The sequence below is a fragment of the Comamonas sp. Tr-654 genome (assembly GCF_011752915.1).
GTDB lineage: Bacteria > Pseudomonadota > Gammaproteobacteria > Burkholderiales > Burkholderiaceae_C > Comamonas.
Map to the genome: position 1 here is coordinate 417,425 of NZ_VWWQ01000001.1, position 18,783 is coordinate 436,207.

The 18,783-nt window shown below is 59.7% G+C and carries 20 protein-coding genes and 1 pseudogene; 15 read left to right on the forward strand and 6 right to left on the reverse strand.

The features are described 5' to 3' along the window. Window positions 1-59 precede the first annotated feature (59 nt). The 4 genes from F3J24_RS01735 to trmB all read left to right on the forward strand — a co-directional run bounded on the left by F3J24_RS01735 (window position 60) and on the right by trmB (window position 4,113). Window positions 60-998 (forward strand): LysR family transcriptional regulator, encoded by a 939-nt coding sequence (locus F3J24_RS01735; RefSeq protein ID WP_043373163.1) that lies wholly within the window; start codon window positions 60-62, stop codon window positions 996-998. Window positions 999-1,132: 134 nt separating this feature from the next. Further along, the gene (locus F3J24_RS01740; protein ID WP_167002181.1) at window positions 1,133-2,248 is read left to right on the forward strand and encodes an NAD(P)/FAD-dependent oxidoreductase; all 1,116 of its coding nucleotides are present in this window, start codon (window positions 1,133-1,135) and stop codon (window positions 2,246-2,248) included. Between the two features lie 42 nt (window positions 2,249-2,290). Next, entirely contained in the window at window positions 2,291-3,349 is a 1,059-nt protein-coding gene (gene gluQRS / locus F3J24_RS01745; RefSeq protein ID WP_167002183.1) for a tRNA glutamyl-Q(34) synthetase GluQRS, read from the forward strand. A 29-nt stretch (window positions 3,350-3,378) separates the two neighbouring features. Then, on the forward strand, window positions 3,379-4,113 hold the full coding sequence (gene trmB / locus F3J24_RS01750; RefSeq protein ID WP_003074922.1) for a tRNA (guanosine(46)-N7)-methyltransferase TrmB: 735 nt from the start codon (window positions 3,379-3,381) through the stop codon (window positions 4,111-4,113). 230 nt (window positions 4,114-4,343) lie between these two features. Here the strand turns inward: trmB and alaS are convergent, their stop codons facing one another. Next, on the reverse strand, window positions 4,344-6,968 hold the full coding sequence (gene alaS / locus F3J24_RS01755) for an alanine--tRNA ligase (RefSeq protein WP_167002185.1): 2,625 nt from the start codon (window positions 6,966-6,968) through the stop codon (window positions 4,344-4,346). Between the two features lie 210 nt (window positions 6,969-7,178). Here alaS and F3J24_RS01760 point away from each other — a divergent pair, with 210 nt between their 5' ends. Continuing rightward, window positions 7,179-7,472, forward strand: coding sequence for a hypothetical protein (locus F3J24_RS01760; RefSeq protein ID WP_167002187.1), 294 nt, complete (start codon window positions 7,179-7,181; stop codon window positions 7,470-7,472). A gap of 58 nt (window positions 7,473-7,530) precedes the next feature. On the opposite strand, the gene F3J24_RS01765 is transcribed toward F3J24_RS01760, so the two are convergent. Beyond that, entirely contained in the window at window positions 7,531-7,929 is a 399-nt protein-coding gene (locus tag F3J24_RS01765; RefSeq protein WP_043373170.1) for a DUF4259 domain-containing protein, read from the reverse strand. Between the two features lie 103 nt (window positions 7,930-8,032). Further along, window positions 8,033-8,506, reverse strand: coding sequence for an SsrA-binding protein SmpB (gene smpB / locus F3J24_RS01770; protein WP_003054725.1), 474 nt, complete (start codon window positions 8,504-8,506; stop codon window positions 8,033-8,035). A gap of 159 nt (window positions 8,507-8,665) precedes the next feature. Here smpB and F3J24_RS01775 point away from each other — a divergent pair, with 159 nt between their 5' ends. Next, entirely contained in the window at window positions 8,666-9,118 is a 453-nt protein-coding gene (locus F3J24_RS01775) for a type II toxin-antitoxin system RatA family toxin (RefSeq protein ID WP_043005099.1), read from the forward strand. After that, the gene (locus tag F3J24_RS01780; RefSeq protein ID WP_167002188.1) at window positions 9,111-9,476 is read left to right on the forward strand and encodes an RnfH family protein; all 366 of its coding nucleotides are present in this window, start codon (window positions 9,111-9,113) and stop codon (window positions 9,474-9,476) included. The genes F3J24_RS01775 and F3J24_RS01780 overlap by 8 nt, the downstream gene beginning before the upstream one ends. A gap of 76 nt (window positions 9,477-9,552) precedes the next feature. Here F3J24_RS01780 and F3J24_RS01785 read toward each other — a convergent pair whose 3' ends face one another. Further along, complete coding sequence (locus F3J24_RS01785) at window positions 9,553-10,062, reverse strand: DUF4124 domain-containing protein (RefSeq protein WP_167002190.1); 510 nt, start codon at window positions 10,060-10,062, stop codon at window positions 9,553-9,555. Between the two features lie 97 nt (window positions 10,063-10,159). Here F3J24_RS01785 and guaB point away from each other — a divergent pair, with 97 nt between their 5' ends. From guaB to F3J24_RS01815, 6 genes are all read left to right on the forward strand, one after another. Further along, window positions 10,160-11,635: an IMP dehydrogenase gene (gene guaB / locus F3J24_RS01790; protein WP_167002192.1), complete on the forward strand. Its 1,476-nt coding sequence runs from the start codon at window positions 10,160-10,162 to the stop codon at window positions 11,633-11,635. Window positions 11,636-11,733: 98 nt separating this feature from the next. Then, window positions 11,734-12,006 carry a type II toxin-antitoxin system Phd/YefM family antitoxin gene (locus tag F3J24_RS01795; RefSeq protein ID WP_167002194.1) on the forward strand — a complete coding sequence of 91 codons (273 nt, stop codon included), beginning with the start codon at window positions 11,734-11,736 and terminating at the stop codon, window positions 12,004-12,006. Next, complete coding sequence (locus tag F3J24_RS01800) at window positions 12,003-12,443, forward strand: type II toxin-antitoxin system VapC family toxin (RefSeq protein ID WP_167002196.1); 441 nt, start codon at window positions 12,003-12,005, stop codon at window positions 12,441-12,443. The genes F3J24_RS01795 and F3J24_RS01800 overlap by 4 nt, the downstream gene beginning before the upstream one ends. 33 nt (window positions 12,444-12,476) lie before the next feature. Beyond that, window positions 12,477-14,093: a glutamine-hydrolyzing GMP synthase gene (gene guaA, locus F3J24_RS01805; protein ID WP_003054707.1), complete on the forward strand. Its 1,617-nt coding sequence runs from the start codon at window positions 12,477-12,479 to the stop codon at window positions 14,091-14,093. A 392-nt stretch (window positions 14,094-14,485) separates the two neighbouring features. Continuing rightward, window positions 14,486-14,737, forward strand: coding sequence for a hypothetical protein (locus F3J24_RS01810; protein ID WP_167002198.1), 252 nt, complete (start codon window positions 14,486-14,488; stop codon window positions 14,735-14,737). 404 nt (window positions 14,738-15,141) lie between these two features. Next, the gene (locus F3J24_RS01815) at window positions 15,142-15,654 is read left to right on the forward strand and encodes an MgtC/SapB family protein (protein ID WP_167002200.1); all 513 of its coding nucleotides are present in this window, start codon (window positions 15,142-15,144) and stop codon (window positions 15,652-15,654) included. Between the two features lie 115 nt (window positions 15,655-15,769). Here the strand turns inward: F3J24_RS01815 and F3J24_RS01820 are convergent, their stop codons facing one another. Continuing rightward, window positions 15,770-16,225 carry a DUF5990 family protein gene (locus F3J24_RS01820; RefSeq protein ID WP_167002202.1) on the reverse strand — a complete coding sequence of 152 codons (456 nt, stop codon included), beginning with the start codon at window positions 16,223-16,225 and terminating at the stop codon, window positions 15,770-15,772. Between the two features lie 230 nt (window positions 16,226-16,455). Next, window positions 16,456-17,261: pseudogene (locus tag F3J24_RS01825) on the reverse strand (IS5 family transposase). Window positions 17,262-17,539: 278 nt separating this feature from the next. Between F3J24_RS01825 and F3J24_RS01830 the strand changes: the two are divergent. Both F3J24_RS01830 and F3J24_RS01835 read left to right on the forward strand, forming a co-directional pair. After that, window positions 17,540-18,349 carry a sel1 repeat family protein gene (locus F3J24_RS01830; protein ID WP_167002204.1) on the forward strand — a complete coding sequence of 270 codons (810 nt, stop codon included), beginning with the start codon at window positions 17,540-17,542 and terminating at the stop codon, window positions 18,347-18,349. After that, on the forward strand, window positions 18,300-18,584 hold the full coding sequence (locus tag F3J24_RS01835; RefSeq protein ID WP_167002206.1) for a hypothetical protein: 285 nt from the start codon (window positions 18,300-18,302) through the stop codon (window positions 18,582-18,584). The genes F3J24_RS01830 and F3J24_RS01835 overlap by 50 nt, the downstream gene beginning before the upstream one ends. Window positions 18,585-18,783: the final 199 nt, after the last annotated feature.

Genomic DNA, 18,783 nt, shown 5'->3' on the forward strand with positions numbered 1-18,783 from the left:
AGCTGTGGCTGAACGGCGTTGATGGCATCATTCAAACTGTTTGAATACTCGATCTCACCATGCCCAGCTCCCGCGATGTGCTCACCCCCGACAGCCTGGCCATGCTGCAGGCCATAGCCGAAACCGGCAGCTTTGCCGCTGCGGCGCGCTCCCTGGGTCTGGTGCCCAGTGCGCTGACCTACCGCGTGCGCCAGATAGAAGATGCGCTCGACGTGCTGCTGTTTGACCGCAGCTCACGCCACGCCCAGGCCACGGAAGCCGGCCAGGCCCTGTTGCACGAGGGCGCCCGTCTGCTGCAGGAAATCGACGCCGTGGCGCACCGCGTCAAGCGTGTGGCCACGGGCTGGGAGCCGCAGCTGACCATCGTGATCGACGGTGCCGTGGCCCGTACGCCCGTCTTCGAGCTGGTCGAAGCCTTCTATGCGCTGAACCCGCCGACCACGCTCAAGCTGCGCGACGGCATTCTCAACGGCACACTGGAAGTGCTGACCAGCGGTCAGGCCGATCTGGCCATTGGCGTGGCGGTCAACACCAGCAATGTCTCGGAGTTGCAGACGCGCGAGATCGGGGAGATGGATTTCGTCTTCGCCGTCGCGCCGCACCATCCGCTGGCCAGGCTCGACGAGCCGCTGTCCGATGAGCTGCTGCTGCAGCACCGCATGGTGGCCGTGGCCGACTCAGGCGTGCGCAGCAACACCAGCTTCGGCCTGGTCAACGGCCAGGACGTGCTCACCGTGGACAGCATGCAGGCCAAGCTGGAAGCACAGATACGCGGCATTGGCGCAGGCTTTCTGCCGCGCGGCATGGTGCAGGCCTATCTTGACGCCGGCCTGCTCGTCACAAGGCAGGTACGGCGCGCCAGCCGCAATCTGCGTCTGCACTATGCCTGGCCTGGCCCGGCCCACCGGACACCCGGGCGCGCGCTGCAATGGTGGCTGACGCAGCTCGAGAGTCCGGCCACGCGCAAGGCGCTCATGGAAAACCATCACCGCCAATAAGCTGCAGCGGCTCACAGCCGACATCCGGGAGGTGTAGAGTGAGTTGCGCTGCAACAATTCAGCAAAAGCAGCACTTGCTATCTTTTGGATAGCTGGCTACGCTAGAAGTCAAACGGTGTCGAAAAGGCTTTTTCATGAATGCTTCCCGCACTCGCGCGTCCGCAACTGCCTCTGCTTCTTCCCCCTTCCTGCATCCCGGTGCCAAGCGCATTGCCGTCATCGGTGCAGGTATTGCAGGCTTGGCCTGCGCCCGCACGCTGATGCAGGCCGGACACGACGTTCATGTCTATGAGCGTCTGACCCAGGCTGGCGGGCGCATGCGCTCGGTCAGCGGCCCCTATGGCAGTTTTGACATCGGCGCCCAGTTCTTCACCGTGCGCGACCCACGCTTCAAGCAGGCTCTGGACACCACGCCCGGCAGTCTGCGCGCCTGGAGTCTGAACAGCGTGCAGACCCGCAATGCCCAGGGCCGCAGAGTCGACAAGCACGCACCGGTGCGCGAGACCCACTGGGTCGGCATGCCAGACATGCAGTCCCTGCCCCTGGCCTGGGCCGCTCCGCTGTGGGAGGCCGGGCGCCTGCATCTGGGCCAGTCCCTGCGCGCCATGAGCCACCACATTGCCAGCGGCAGCCACCACAGCCGCCATCAATGGTCGCTGATGCTGGATACCGAGGACCACGGCCCGCAGATTGCCGTCGACTTCGATGCTGTGGTGCTAGCGGTGCCGGCGCCCGTGGCCGCGCAACTGCTGCAGACCGCACCACAGGGAGCAGCGCTGGCCAAGACCCTGGCCCCCGTGGAGATGGCCCCTTGCTGGGCCATGACACTGTCCTACCCCATGGCGGCTCAGGCCGGCCTGACCACACTGGGCCCGCAGTGGAATGCGGCGCGCAGCACGCATGAGCGCGTTGCCTGGGTGGCCCGCGAGTCTTCCAAGCCCGGCCGCGCCCAGACCGAGCGCTGGACGATTCACGCCAACCCGCTCTGGTCCAACGAGCACCGCCATGACGACGCCACGCGCGTGCTCTCCAAGCTGCAAAAAGCCTTTGGCGAGATCACGGGCATCCGCGTCGCACCGCGCCATGCCAGCGTCTACCTCTGGCAGCATGCCCAGACTCTGGCCCCCCTGGGCAGGCCCTTCAGCCACGATCCCTCGGTAGGTCTGGGCCTGTGCGGCGACTGGTGCATAGGTCTGCGCGTGGAAGATGCTTTTGTCTCTGGGCTCGAAATGGGCCTGGCTCTGGCCTGAGCCTGCTGCGCACAGGGCAAGGGGCGTAAGATGGCGTCCCTCATGTCTGCGGCCCTCTCCCGTCCCTTCACCAGCGCCCCCAGTGCGGGGCCATATATCGGGCGCTTTGCCCCCTCTCCCACCGGACCGCTGCATGCGGGTTCCCTGGTCGCGGCACTAGCCAGCTGGCTGGATGCACGCGCCCACCAAGGACGCTGGCTGATTCGCATCGAAGACATCGATCCGCCACGCTGCCAGCCTGGCGCCGACCAGGAAATCCTGCGCCAACTGGCCGCCTGCGGCCTGCACTCCGATCTCCCCGTGGTATGGCAGTCGCAGCGCCATGCTCTCTATGAAAAAGCGCTGCGGCAACTGCAGGCGCAAAAAATGGCCTACGCCTGCGGCTGCACACGCAAGGACATCGAAGCCGCCTGGCAGGCAAAGGGGCTGACTCACGAGCGGCATGTGGAGCGCCCCTACCCCGGCACCTGCCGCCATGGCCTGCAAGGCAAGCCCGCCAGGGCCTGGCGATTTGCGCTGGAGCAGCAGGTACAGGAACTACAAGAGAATCAAACCAACACTCTTACCCAGCAAGCGCAAGCAGCTACGCAAAGCATAGCAATCAGGCAGTCTTGCCTGGAAAGCAAGCGGCCCGTGCTGCACTGGCAGGACCGGCGTCTGGGCCCGCAGCAACAGAACCTGATCACCAGCGTGGGCGACTTTGTACTGCGCCGGGCGGACGGGCTCTGGGCCTACCAGCTGGCCGTGGTCGTTGACGACGCCGAGCAAGGCATCACCGATGTGGTGCGCGGCGAAGACCTGGCCGACAATACCCCGCGCCAGCTAATGCTGCAATTCGCCCTGGGCCTGCCCCAGCCGCGCTATCTGCACACGCCGCTGGTTTGCATGGAAAGCGGAGAAAAGCTCTCCAAACAGCATGGCGCACCCGCCGTGGATGTCAGCCAGCCGCTGACCGTGCTATCTGCTGCTGCGCAGGAGCTCGGCCTGCCACAAGCGCCTGCAGCCACTACTGGCTGCAACGAAAGCCCCGCAAGCGCCTTGCCTTTGGCGCTGGACTTCTGGGTCCGGTGCTGGCGCCAAACCTACAATATCGCCCCGTGACTTCTTCAAATCCAACACCTACCACCGATATGGCCGAAAACGTGCCAGCCGCTGACGCATCCGCAGCATCCCAAGGCCAGGCGCCAGAAGGCGTGGCGTATCCCAAGACCATCAAAAGCTATGTGCGCCGCGCAGGCCGCACCACCACGGGCCAGGCCAAGGCTTTTGAGGAACTGGGTCCGCGCTTCCTGCTGCAATACCAGAAGGCTCCTCTGGACGCCGCAGCCGCCTACGGCCGCGACGGCAAGCTGATTCTGGAGATCGGCTTCGGCATGGGTGAAGCCACGGCCCATATCGCCCGCGTGCGCCCCGACGACAATTTCCTGTGCTGCGAAGTGCACGAACCCGGCGTGGGAGCGCTGCTCAAGCGCATTGGCGAGCAGGAGATCGAGAACATCCGCATCCTGCAGCACGATGCCGTGGAAGTCATCGACAACATGCTGCCCGAAGCCTCGATCGACGGCGTGCACATCTTCTTCCCCGATCCCTGGCACAAGAAAAAGCACAACAAGCGCCGCCTGATCCAGAGCCCGCTGATCGCCAAGCTGGCCGCTCGCATCAAGCCCGGCGGCTATATCCACTGCGCCACCGACTGGGAGCCCTATGCGGTGCAGATCCTGGAAGTGCTGAACGCAGAACCCATGCTGCAGAACACGGCCGAGAACTACGCCGAAAAGCCAGACTACCGCCCGCTGACCAAGTTCGAAAACCGCGGCATTCGCCTCGGTCATGGCGTCTGGGACCTGGTGTTCAGGAAGAAGTAACCCCCTGAGGCGCTTTGCGCCTTCCCCCTTTTCTCTACGCGCTTCGCGCTAAGGAAAGGGGGACGACACCCTCGGTGCGGGGCGGCCCTTCCTCGGTGTCTCCAACTTGGGTTATGCCAGTTTCCAAGGGTTCGCTCCAACAATAAAAAACGCTCCTCATCGAGGAGCGTTTTGTTTTGGTGCAAGACAGCCTGGACTGCCTTTTGGTGTTCGCCTTACAGGCTCTCGGCTCAGAGGCGCTCGGCCACCCAGGCCTGCACGCTGGCCAGCGCTGCGGGAACGGCTGCGGCGTCGGTGCCGCCGGCCATGGCCATATCGGGCTTGCCACCGCCCTTGCCGCCCACTTGCTGGGCCACAAAGTTCACCAGCTCGCCGGCCTTGACCTTGGCAGTTTCAGCCTTGGTCACGCCTGCGGCCAGTTGCACCTTGTCGCCGTCCACGGCAGCCAGCACGATCACGGCCGCGCCCAGCTTGTCCTTGAGCTTGTCCATGGTGTCACGCAAGGTCTTGGCATCCGCACCTTCGAGCTTGGCGGCCAGCACCTTGACGCCCTTGACGTCGGCAGCCTGCGTGGCCAGCTCGTCGCCCTGGCTTGATGCCAGCTTGCCCTTCAGAGCAGCGATTTCCTTTTCCAGCGCCTTGATCTGATCCAGCGCACCACCGATGCGGTTGGTCAGCTCGGCTGCAGGCGCCTTGAAAGCGGCTGCAGCCTGGTCCACGGTGGATTCCAGCGACTGCAGATAGGCCAGCGCGTTTTCGCCGGTAATGCCTTCGATACGGCGCACGCCTGCGGCCACGCCGGATTCGCCCACCACCTTGAACAGGCCGATGTCGCCGGTACGGCTGACGTGAGTGCCGCCGCAGAGCTCGCGGCTGGAGCCGATGTCCAGCACGCGCACGGTTTCGCCGTACTTCTCGCCGAACAGCATCATGGCGCCAGTCTTCTGGGCACTTTCGATGTCCATCACGCGCGCATCGGTGGCGGTGTTGGCCAGCACCTCTGCATTCACGCGGGCTTCGATCTCGCGGATCTGCTCGGCCGTCACCGGAGCGTTGTGCGCAAAGTCGAAACGGGTGCGCTCGGCGTTGACCAGCGAGCCCTTTTGCTGCACATGGCTGCCTAGCACTTCGCGCAAGGCCTTGTGCATGATGTGGGTGACCGAGTGGTTGCGCATGGTCGCAGCGCGCACGGCGGTATCCACCTGCGCCTCAACGACATCGCCCACCTTGAGGCTGCCGGCTTCCAGCACGCCGTGGTGACCGAATACATCGGCCTTGATCTTGAGCGTGTCTTCCACGGCAAAGCGGTTGCCGCCCGCGGCAATCACGCCCTGGTCGCCGACCTGGCCGCCGGATTCGGCGTAGAAGGGGGTCGTGTCCAGCACCACGACACCGTTCTGGCCGGCCTGCAGCTCGTTCACGCTCACGCCATCAGCGTACAGCGCGACGATCTTGGCAGCCTCTGCCAGCTTGTCGTAGCCGGTGAACACATTGGCGTTCCCCGTGTATTCCAGCGCGCGGTCCATCTTGAACTTGCCGGCTGCGCGGGCCGTTTCCTTCTGGTGCTGCATGGCGGCGTTGAAGCCGGCCTCGTCCACCGTCACGCCACGCTCGCGCGCCACGTCGTTGGACAGGTCCAGCGGGAAACCGTAGGTGTCGTGCAGCTTGAAGGCCACATCGCCAGGCAGCACCTTGACGTCGCCGGCCAGCGCACTGTCCAGAATTTCCATGCCGTTGGCCAGGGTCTCGAAGAAGCGCTCTTCCTCGGCCTTGAGCACGCTGGTGATATGCGCTTCCTGCTCCTTGAGCTTGGGATAGGCGTCGCCCATCTGTACCACCAGATCGGCCACCAGCTTGTGGAAGAAGGGAGTCTTCTGGCCCAGCTTGTAGCCGTGACGGATGGCGCGGCGGATGATGCGGCGCTGCACATAGCCACGACCTTCGTTGGAAGGAATCACGCCGTCGGACACCAGGAAGGAGGTCGCGCGGATATGGTCGGCAATCACCTTCAGCGAAGGAGTGCTCAGATCTTCGGTGTGGGTTTCACGGCCGGCAGCCTTGATCAATGCCTGGAACAGGTCGATCTCGTAGTTGCTGTGCACATGCTGCAGGATGGCAGCCAGACGCTCCAGGCCCATGCCGGTGTCCACGCAGGGTGCGGGCAGCTTCACCACGGAGCCGTCTTCCCTCATGTCGAACTGCATGAACACGTGGTTCCAGATCTCGATGAAGCGGTCGCCATCTTCTTCCGGGCTGCCGGGAGGGCCGCCGGCAATGTGCTCGCCGTGGTCGTAGAAGATTTCCGAGCAGGGGCCGCAGGGACCGGTGTCAGCCATCATCCAGAAGTTGTCGCTCTTGTACTTGCCGCCCTTGTTGTCGCCGATGCGGATGATACGTTCGGCAGGCAGGCCGATGACGTTCTTCCAGATGTCATAGGCCTCGTCGTCTTCGTGATAGACCGTGGCCAGCAGCTTCTCGGCGGGCAGGCCGAAGACCTTGGTCAGCAACTCCCAGCCCCACTCGATGGACTCCTTCTTGAAGTAGTCGCCGAAGGACCAGTTGCCCAGCATCTCGAAGAACGTGTGGTGGCGCGCGGTGTAGCCCACGTTTTCCAGGTCGTTGTGCTTGCCACCGGCGCGCAGGCAGGCCTGCACCGATGTTGCACGGTTATAGGGGCGCTTGTCCGTGCCCAGGAACACATCCTTGAACTGCACCATGCCGGAGTTGGTGAACATCAGCGTGGGGTCGTTGCCGGGAACCAGCGAGCTGGACGCGACAACCGTGTGGCCCTTGGAAGCGTAGAAATCCAGGAACGTCTTGCGGATGTCCGCAACGGAAAAAGTGGGTGTACTCATGGTGTTTGGTATGAAGACGCCAGCATGACGCCTGCGATCAGTACGGCCCGGCGCTGCTTTTTCAGGAGCTGCGCAGACAGGCAAATCAGCCGAACATTATAGGTTTGCGACTACATACCCGCGCTGCCTTGTGCCGATAACAGCGATCACGAATTTTCATGCGTTGCATTAATGTCTTCATCATCGGCTTGCGGATAATCGGCAGCCACTATGAGCGATACCCCCAAAACCGAGACTTCCAAACCCGATGCCCCTGCCAAAAACCGCCTGGTGGTCTGGCTCATCGCCCTGCCCGTGGTCATCTTTGGCGCGCTCATGCTCGTCGGCCAGTTCATGGACGATCCACTCAGCAAGCAGCGCTGGACGGAGGCTGAAACCATCAAGATCTGCTGGAAGCAGACAGCCAAGCCTGAGGCCGAGCGCAAGACACAGGAGTTCAAGTCCCCCGAAGACTGTGAACGCCTCGAGTTCGACTTCAAGACCCGCTACGGCGAAAACCCCTGAAGCAGCTGCGACGGGGCATGCCCAGGCACCGGGCATGCGCCCTGCGTGACTGGGAGACTTACTCTTCGCCCCAGTCTTCCTCGACGCCCTCTTCCTCTTCTGCAGCGGCCAGAGCGATCATGCGGTCGAAGGTCTCGATGATTGCGACGCGGCGGTCCTGCTTGTAGCCCTCCTCGGGCTCCAGCTCGTCGATGCTCTGATCCCAGGCCTGCAGATAAGTGGCTTTCCATTGCTCCAGCGTCTGCAGATCCGGCCACAGCGGATGCATGCCGCCCTCGGCCATGGCACACAGCAGCTCAATGCGGCAGGGAACCAGATCGGACTCGGACTCGCCCGCCTGCAAGGCCTCAGGCGAGTCCAGGGCCTCTGCAATTTCATCGATAAGCTGGCCAGTGATATCGGCCAACCAGTCCAATGCGGTGTCGTTATCGAAATTGCCGTGCGACCAAGTGCCCATGACCAAACTCCTTGCTGCGATATGTCAGTAAAGCAAGGCCCAACATAGCGGGCCTTGATGTCAAAACTGTGTCAATCCGGGCAGTCGAGCCAGGCGCGGCAAATCAACGGTTACGGTTTTTCATGGCGCGCTCCACCTCGCGCTTGCCTTCGCGGTCCTTGATCACGTCGCGTTTGTCGTGCTCTGCCTTGCCCTTGGCCAGGGCAATCTCGCATTTCACGTAACCGTTTTTCCAGTGCAGGTTGATGGGCACCAGGGTGTAGCCCTTTTGCTCGACCTTGCCGACAAGGCGCTTGATCTCGTCCTTTTTCAAGAGCAGCTTCTTGATCCGCGCCGAGTCGGGATTGACGTGGGTGGAAGCGGTCTTGAGCGGGTTGATCTGGCAGCCCAGCAGGAACAGCTCGCCGTCCTTGATCAGCACATAGCCATCGGTGAGCTGCACCTTGCCGCTGCGCAAGGCCTTGACCTCCCAGCCGTGCAGCACCATGCCGGCCTCGTGGCGTTCCTCGAAGAAATAGTTGAAAGCTGCTTTTTTATTGTCGGCAATGCGCGACGATGTTTCTGGTTTCTTGGCCATGGAATATTAGTTGCAGGCGGACCGGAGATGAAAGCTCTCCCTACAATACTGGATTGCCGTCTCGCCTCTGAGCGATGATTTTAGTTTCGCATCGCGCCCCTGGGTTGATTGGCCCTGACCAATTCCCTGCTCTTGCGCCCTGCTGATTGCTCTTTGTTCATGAAAAACGTCAACAAGTCCGTCCTGATCTGGTACAGCCCCGAAGAAATGTTTGCCCTCGTGACGGACGTGGCCCACTATGCCGACTTTCTGCCCTGGTGCGATCATGCCAAGATTCTGGAGCAGGACGGCACCGGCATGACTGCCGAGGTGGGCATTGCGTTCAGCGGACTGCGCAAGTCTTTCGTGACGCGCAACACGAACAGTACCATGGACAACGGCGGCAAGCAGGTCAGCATGCGCCTGGTAAAGGGACCTTTCTCGCGTCTTGAAGGCCACTGGCGCTTTCACCCCGTGGGCGACGGCACACAGCGCGCCTGCAAGGTCGAGCTGCAGCTCGACTACGGCTTCGAGAACGGCGCAGTGGCCGCCATCATCGGTCCGGTCTTTGACCGCATCGCAGGCTCCATGGTCGACGCATTCATCAAGCGTGCCGAGCAGATCTATGGCTGATGCGCCACCCACGCTGATCGACATCACGGTCTGCATCTCGCCCTGCTCCGGCACCGTGCAGGAAACCTTGTTGCAGCTTCCCGCAGGCAGCACCGTCCAGCAAGCGCTGGACTCAGTGACCGCTTCAACAGCAGCATTGCCGGATGTGCAACTGCCCGAAGCCTCGGCTGGCATGGTCGGTATCTGGGGCAAGACCGCGACCGCGGACCAGATGCTCCAGCATGGCGATCGTCTCGAGGTCTATCGCCCGCTGACCGTAGACCCCAAGGTCGCCAGACGCGAACGCTTTGCCCGCCAGGGTGCGCGCAGCGCCGGACTTTTCAAACGCCAGAGAGACGGAGCCAAGGCGGGCTACTAACCAACAGCCAGCAGGATAAAAAAAGCGCCTTCAGAAGGCGCTTTACTTATCGAGATTCCGGCGAAGACTCCGACAACTATTGCGCCGGCTCTGGCATTGGGCCGCAATCGGATGCAATCACGCCATCGGCTCGCTTGATCTCGGCATCGCGCGTGGCCTCGTCCATGAAGCCGCGCTCGCCGTTGGCATTCACATGCGAGAGCATGCGGCCCGAGGCCAGGGTTGCCCTGGCCTGCTTGGCGCGATTGCAGTTGTCCTGGCGCTGTTTTTCCTTCTGCTGCTTGTCGGCCTGGGCCTTGGCGGCTTCCTGCTCCTGCTGCTTGCGCTTCTGCTCTTCAAGTCCCTTGTCTACGCCCTTGTCCGCCGGAGGCTTGGCAGCAGCTGCACTCGCTTCAGACACGGCCACAGGCGCCGCAGGCTTTGCGCCACCGGGGCTGCGCAAGATATTCTTGGCAGGGATATCCGCAGGCGGCGCCCGGTCGCTGAATACCTTGCGCCCCTGACCATCTATCCATTGCCACTGGGCAATTGCGGGTACCGTGCAACAGGCTATGGCTGCGAACAAAGCGAACTTGATGGCGTGCATGGAGTCAATAAGTCTTGGACAGGCGTTGGGGATTCTGGCTCACGAGCCCACATTGTGCGGCAAGTCACAGGTACAATCTTTCTTTTGGAGCCATCACATGCGCCTTCTCGGAAAAGCACTGACCTTTGACGACGTCCTGCTCGTTCCCGCCTACTCCGAAGTCCTGCCCAAGGACGTTTCTCTCGCCACCCAATTCACTCGCAATATCCGCTTGAACCTGCCCCTGGTGTCTGCCGCCATGGACACGGTGACCGAAGCGCGTCTGGCCATCGCCATTGCGCAAGAAGGCGGTATCGGCGTGATCCACAAGAACATGACAGCCGAGCAGCAAGCCGCTGAAGTGTCCAAGGTCAAGCGCCACGAATCCGGCGTGGTGCACGACCCAGTGGTCATCACCCCCGAGCACACCGTGCTGCAAGTGCTGCAGCTGTCGGAAGAGCGCGGCATTTCAGGCTTCCCCGTGTGCGACGGCGGCAAGGTGGTCGGTATCGTGACCAGCCGCGATCTGCGCTTCGAGACCCGCTACGACGTCAAGGTCAGCCAGATCATGACGCCCCGCGAGAAGCTGATTACCGTCAATGAAAAAGACGGCACCAGCCCTGCAGAAGCCAAGGCACTGCTGAACAAGCACAAGCTCGAACGAATCCTGGTGGTCAACGACGCCTTCGAACTCAAGGGTCTGATCACCGTCAAGGACATCACCAAGCAAACCACCTTCCCCAATGCCGCGCGTGACGCATCGGGCCGCCTGCGCGTGGCTGCCGCCGTCGGCGTGGGCGCTGGCACCGAAGAGCGTGTGGAACTGCTGGTCAAGGCCGGCGTGGACGCCATCGTGGTGGATACGGCTCACGGTCACTCCAAGGGCGTGATCGATCGCGTGCGCTGGGTCAAGCAAAACTACCCCCAAGTGGACGTGATCGGCGGCAATATCGCCACCGGCGCTGCCGCTCTGGCACTGGTGGAAGCCGGCGCTGACGCGGTCAAGGTCGGTATCGGCCCCGGCTCCATCTGCACCACCCGTATCGTGGCAGGTGTGGGCGTGCCCCAGATCATGGCCATCTCCAATGTGGCCGACGCCCTGAAAGGTACCGGCGTGCCCTTGATCGGCGACGGCGGCATCCGCTTTTCCGGCGACATCTCCAAGGCCCTGGCCGCAGGTGCCTCCACCATCATGATGGGCGGCATGTTTGCCGGTACCGAAGAAGCTCCTGGTGAAGTGATTCTGTACCAGGGTCGCTCGTACAAGAGCTACCGCGGCATGGGCTCCATCGGTGCCATGCAGCAAGGCTCGGCCGACCGCTACTTCCAGGAATCGTCCACCGGCAACCCCAATGCCGACAAGCTGGTTCCCGAAGGCATTGAAGGCCGTGTGCCCTACAAGGGCTCCATGGTCTCCATCGTCTATCAGATGGCTGGCGGTGTGCGCGCCTCCATGGGCTACTGCGGTTGCGCCACGATCTCCGAGATGAACGAAAAGGCCGAGTTTGTGGAAATCACCGCAGCCGGCATCCGCGAATCTCACGTGCATGACGTGCAGATCACCAAGGAAGCACCCAACTACCGCGCTGACTAAGCAAGCCCCTTGAATTCTGACCAGATTGAAAAAATCTGGTCAGAATGCTAAAATCTGGCCTGAACTACTGGTTCTAGCCAGATTTTTTGTTTTCCACCATGCAATCTATCGGTATCTACGAAGCCAAAAGCCGCTTTTCCGCCCTAGTCGAAATGGTCGAACAAGGCGAGGAAGTGCGCATCACGCGCCACGGCAAAGAGGTTGTGCGCATGTTGCCCATGCGCCGCAAGCCCGTGATCACCAATGAGCAGATTGCTCGCGAGCTGGAGCAGATCTCGGCTCTGCAGCAGACGGTGAAAGCGCCAGCAGCTGCAACGACCGCCGCTGACAGCATCACTGGCCTGCGTCACACCGGACGGAGCCTGGCATGAGCGCCACCGCTTTTGTGCTTGATGCCTCCGTCACCGCCGCCTGGCTGCTGCCTGACAGCGCCAGCGAACACACCCGGCGCCTGTACACCCGCATCCGCCGCGATGAGGTGGATCCCCAAGCCCCCAACCTCTGGCAGTGGGAATGCGGCAACCTGATTGCGTCGGGCGTGAATAATGGCCGTATTCCACAGACTTCGGTCGAAGGCTTGTGGGGCGTGCTGGAAGCCATTCGCCATCGCGTGGAGCTGCACGATCTGGCGCCTGCACAGCACAAGGCCGTGCTGGATGTGGCGCTGGACACGGGCCTGCCCACCTACGATGCCGCCTACCTGTGGCTGGCGCAATCGCTGCGCCTGCCGCTGGCCACATTCGACGCAGCCCAGATGGAGGCCGCCCGCAAAAGCGGCGTCACCGTCTGGGCTCCCGAAGATTTCTAATACCTTTTTGCCACCCTCTTGCCCTTGATCACCATGCAACACGACAAGATTCTTATTCTGGACTTCGGCTCCCAGGTCACACAGCTGATCGCCCGCCGCGTGCGCGAAGCCAATGTCTACTGCGAAGTCCACCCCTGCGATGTGAGCAGCGACTGGGTACGCGAATTTGCCGCTGACGGCAAGCTCAAGGGCATCATCCTGTCGGGCAGCCATGCCTCCGTCTATGAAGTGGATGACCGCGCTCCCGACGCCGTGTTCGAGCTGAACCTGCCCGTGCTGGGCATTTGCTACGGCATGCAGACCATGGCCACCCAGCTGGGCGGCAAGGTCGAAGGCTCCAACACCCGTGAATTCGGTTACGCCGAAGTGCGCGCCCATGGCCACACCAAGCTGCTGGAAGGCATCGAGGACTTCGCCACGGCCGAAGGCCACGGCATGCTCAAGGTCTGGATGAGCCACGGCGACAAGGTCACCGAACTGCCTCCCGGCTTTAAGGTCATGGCCTCCACGCCCTCCTGCCCCATCGCCGGCATGGCCGACGAAGCACGTCGCTACTACGCCGTGCAGTTCCACCCCGAAGTCACACACACTGTGCAGGGCCAGGCACTGCTCAACCGCTTTGTGCTCGACATCTGCGGCACGCAAGCCGACTGGATCATGGGCGACTACATCGAAGAAGCCGTGGCCAAGATCCGCGAGCAGGTGGGCGACGAAGAAGTGATCCTGGGCCTGTCCGGCGGCGTGGATTCGTCCGTGGCTGCCGCCCTGATCCACCGCGCCATCGGCGACCAGCTGACCTGCGTGTTCGTCGATCACGGTCTGCTGCGCCTGAACGAAGGCGATATGGTCATGGACATGTTCGAAGGCAAGCTGCATGCCAAGGTGGTGCGCGTCGATGCTTCCGACTTGTTCCTGGGCGAGCTGGCCGGCGTGTCCGAGCCCGAGCAAAAGCGCAAGATCATCGGCCGTCTGTTCGTGGATGTATTCAAGGCCGAAGCCGAGAAGCTCAAGGCTGCCAACGCCGGCTCCAAGGGCGCCACCTTCCTGGCCCAGGGCACCATCTATCCCGACGTGATCGAGTCGGGCGGCGCCAAGAGCAAGAAGGCCGTCACCATCAAGAGCCACCACAATGTCGGCGGCCTGCCCGAGCAACTGGGCCTGAAGCTGCTGGAGCCCCTGCGCGACCTGTTCAAGGACGAAGTGCGCGAGCTGGGCGTGGCCCTGGGCCTGCCCCGCGGCATGGTCTACCGTCACCCCTTCCCCGGCCCCGGCCTGGGCGTTCGCATTCTGGGCGAAGTGAAGAAGGAATATGCCGACCTGCTGCGCCGCGCCGATGCCATCTTCATCGAAGAACTGAACAACTGGATCGACGAGGCCTCCGGCAAGAGCTGGTATGACCTGACCAGCCAGGCCTTCACCGTGTTCCTGCCCGTCAAGAGCGTGGGCGTGATGGGCGACGGCCGCACCTACGACTATGTCGTGGCCCTGCGTGCTGTCGTCACCAGCGACTTCATGACCGCCGACTGGGCCGAGCTGCCCTATGGCCTGCTCAAGAAGGTGTCCGGTCGCATCATCAACGAAGTGCGCGGCATCAACCGTGTCACCTACGACGTGAGCACCAAGCCGCCAGCGACCATCGAGTGGGAATAAAGGGCTGTCGTGCACTGACACGCAAGCTTTAGACTTATTTCTCACGTAAGCCCGTGTGTTCACGGGCTTTTTTATTTCCAGTACGGGCGGCAAGCCGCCGAAACCCTTTGACGAAGCCGCATGGCTTCGCCACTGCAGTGCGCAGCAAGCCCTACATCCTTCAAGAAGCTGCCATGCAATGTCAGGAACTGCTCATCAAGACAGGCTGACCAAACGTCCAGTTACAGAAGATCAAAAGGCAGTGGCGCGGACACCGAACCAACCTCAGCAGTCTTTGCACACGCCAAGGCAAGTTTTGTGGCACCCAACAAAAGGAGAGTGTCAACTTCAAGACAGTTGTACTCACCATAATTCCCGATCCTTGATGCAAGTCATGAATTAAGAAGGATCGAATGGAGTTCCTCGGAAATCAAAGCACTCAATTGAGAGCGATGAAAGGGCAACTTTTGGCGCAGGAAGCGCTTCTCGTTGCACTGATCAGAACGCTGGATGAAAAACAGTTGAGCACTCTGCAAACCAACTTCCATCAGCACGCCGAATCAGTGAAGGCAGACGTCTTGAACTCAATGGCAACTGATGCGCTGTACGAACACCTGCTCGACCAACTTGAAAAGTATTCAAAAGCAGTCAGAACGCGCAGTTAGCCTTTTCATGCCTGGTACAGCCCGCCAACTGAGCGGGCTTTTTGCTTTCGCTCAACCGACCCGCTCAACGCGTGGATAGCTTGTACCAGGCGTATAGGACAGCAAGTGCAATCAGCTGCAAACCAAAGAAATTTGCGATGTAAGGCATTTGGATCTCCTGTACTGCGCGGCTGATTCCGCAGAGTCCGTTTTATTGCCTCGGTGTAAAGCGCCCATTCCTGCTGCGTAAACCTTTGGCAAACGAGACCCATCCCCCCTCTACCTAGCCCGCCGCTGCGCGGGCTTTTTTGCTTTCTGGAGCCCTCTACCTACTCGTCAATTTCTACAGCACGACAAAAATGGCTTTGCATGCTTGCCTGTGCCTCGCTTCATCGCCGCTTGTGCACCGATCAAAGGACCCCTCAATGAATGACACGCTCAACACCATCACCAGTACCATTGCCAGTGAATTTTCAGATGTCCCCGACGCTGCCCAAGCAACAAGAATCGTGGTTCGCCTGTTTCTGGCGGCCGTCCTGGGTGGGCTCCTTGGCTGGCAACGTGAGGCCAACGGAAAAGCTGCTGGCTTGCGCACCCACATGCTGGTGGCAATGGGATCCTCATTGGTCGTACTGGTGTCCCTGCAGTCCGGGGTGGATGCAGCGAATGCTGCACGAGTAGTGCAAGGGGTCATCACCGGCGTCGGATTTCTCGGCGCCGGTGCCATCCTGAAATCTGATGGCGAGAACTCAGCACCTCATGTAAAGGGCCTGACTACGGCAGCCGGGCTTTGGCTCACTGCCGCCATCGGCGTATGCGCAGGACTCGGTGAAGAGGCAACAGCGGTCATCAGCACAATCTTTGCGCTACTGATCCTGAGCGTGATTCCCATGCTGACAAAAAGCAGCCAGTCCAAACAGACAGCGAAATCAGACTAGTCCCCAACGGCGGTTCAGGTCGCACCTCACCCTCGCCAACCATCAGTATTCGCAGCCCGCCGCCGCGGGCTTTTCTCATTCCGCGGAGAGCATGTACCAACAGATGGATCGGAGGCTAAGCCGCATCGTGCGCAACGCCCCAGACGACGGCATGCGGTTTAAGCGAAGCGCAGACCGGGCCACCGTCTTTCATCGTCCCCAGGACGCGAGCCTCAATGACTCCCCCGGAGGCGAGAGCGGCATCAACGACTTCCTGCGGAATCGTCGCGAGCTTCAGCTTGGCACGGCGTGTCCAGGGCGAGTCAGCTTGCCCCGCAAGAGTGCCGGAATTGATGTAAACGAAACGGTCTGAGGATGGCCCCTGCGCGAACTCCCCCAGGAAATTGGCTGCGCCAGTCGAGAGGGGCGAGCCCAGGCGAAGCGAGAACTCGAACCGAAGAGACTCTTGCGGATCGTCCAATGGTTCAAGCAAATCAGATCTTCCCCGCTGCACAGCAAACCGAACTTCAGGCGGTGTATCGACCACCAGAATTCGCATACGAACGGACTGTGCGGAGTCTGCTTTGGGCATAAGGACGACCTGCTGCTAATGATGGATTTCAACGGGCTCCGATAGCTCTCCGACCGCCACGAAAGAGAAGTACATGCGACGGCTAATAGTCGGAGCAGCTGCCATTCGGGTACTGATTATCGAGCTGCAACCCACCCAGGCACAGAAAGGCCACACATGAGCCATCGAGCCCACGACCGATGAGGCAAGCGCTGCGGATGATCTGAAGGCATCAGCGCCACTTAGACTGGCTAACACCACCTATCCACGAAGCGTGCGCAGATGATCGCTGCCGCCAACTTCAACAGCGCTTCGTGGATATCCAGCCGTCGTTCAAAGCGGATTCGCAGCTTGCCAAAGCTGGCAAACCAGCTGTGCGTCCTCTCCACCATCCACCGATGCTTGCCCAGCCGCTGGCTGCTCTCAACGCCTCGTCTGGCAATCCGGCCTATGGCACCCCGCTGCCTCAGGTCGGTTCAGCAACGCTTGTAGTCGTAGCCTTTGTCGGCGCGCAGCAGGTCTTTTACGGGGACGCCCTGACAAGCCTGCAATCGCAGGAATCGCGTCCACGCACCTCTCGAACATCTTAGAGTCGTGCCGGTTCGCGCCGCTGACCAAGATCACCAGCGGGATGCCTCTGGCATCTACGACGATGTGTCGTTTGGAGCCGAGCTTGCCTCTGTCCGTGGGGTTGGGGCCCGTTTCCTGGCACCCCGGGGGCTTGGTACCGAGGAGCCATCAATGCTGGCCCGGCTCCAATCGATCTGGTCGTGTTCACGCAAGCGCGTCAGCATGGCCTGGTGCAACTGCTTCCAGACACCAGCGGCATTCCAGTCTCGCAGGCGCCGCCAGCAAGTCATGCCGCTGCCGTAGTATCCAAGGGGTTGGGGAAGGTCATCCATGGGATGCGTGTTTGCAGCACGAACAGGATGCCGTTGAGGGCGGCTTCGTCGCTGACCGCGAGCTTGCGCGCACCGCCTTTGGCAGAAGGCACGAAGGCTGGGATCAGGGGTTGTAGCTGTCGCCACAGTTCTTTGCTAACGGGGCGTCTTGCCATGAGGGCCGCAAGCATAACTGCTCTGCGAGGGGCTATGACGAAGTGATGTTAGCCACTCTTAGCCAGTCTTAGCCAGTCTTAGCCAGTCTTAGGCTAAATATAGCATAAATGAGACTCATTTGCATATAATTAGTTTCGTGAATCCATACTCTTTCAATCACTAGATGACCAGAAAAAAGAATTTTGATATCTGTATGCATATCTATGCTGAAAGATGATTTCGGCTATTAATAGATTTGGACATTGGCGCAACATTAATTAATATTCGTAAAGTATATATGTGGAAGTGGATTTTTTCATTTATCGTGATCGTATTTCTAATTGCCGGATATAAGGCAATTGATAAAGATATTGACTCATCTAGCGAACCTAAGATTGGTGAATCAAAAGATTCATCGCCCACTACTAGTCATTCTTCAATAATCATACCAAAAGAAGGTCATTTCAATTGGGGTATGCCAACAAAGGGAGCAAAGAGATTTAGTGGTGTTAGGTACGGCAGCCTACCTATTGAAGAAGCAGATCAGGAACCCGCTGAAATACTAAGAAAAGCAAGGGAGGATGGTATATATGCTTACCGCGCCTGGAGTTTATATGAGCGTTGCAATACTCTTAGTAAGACCCCAGATACTTACACCCTCGATGGAAGTTTTGATATAACGAAAAAATGCAGGGATTACATTCAAAAGGTTGGAAATAATGGTGATGAGTTTTTATTCATGGCAGCCCAATCAGGAATTCCAGAAGCAAAGATAGATTATCTGAGCATGGCATTTTATGATTTCGATATAAATACCGCAACCGCAGAGCAAAAAAACAAGGCTAACCAAGCGTATACGATGGTTTTAGATGAAGCAAACAACGGCAATGCTGATGCAATGGTGTTGGTGGCGGGTATCTATCAGACAGGCTTAATTGTAGAAAAAAATACAGTAGCAAGTTATGCATATGAATACGCGGCAATGAAAACTGGTTTGATGAAAAATAGAGAGGAGGTGCTAAAAATTCTAGAAAAAGATATGACAAGAAGTCAGATTAATGAAGCCATTCAAAATGGCGATCAGATATTCAACATTTGCTGCAAATGAGTATGAAAATCTTCAGAAAAAAGTTCTCTTGGGATCGGTTTTTGTGTCTATGGCAGTTCTTGCTGCAGTTTATGGACCATTCAGATGCGATAATGGATGCAATGCTACAGACATGACAGACGGTCTAACGATGGCATTCATCAGAAGTACCGTTAATCAACAGCTGCACCAAGAAGCTTCGGCAGCAGGTAAATCCTTTAGCTGGAAGCCAGGGGATCTGGCTTACTATATGTGATGGGAAATGGTGTGTCACTTCTCAATATCATCCATTAACTGGAACATTCATTTGGAACCCAATTAATAAACCCGCTTACAGAGATAATGGCCAGATGTCTTCCAATGAGGTATATTCTATTTATCTAGCACAGCTAGAAGATCCAGCGCTAAGGCGAATGCTTGATACATTAATGGTCGGCTGCTTAAGAGGTACTTTG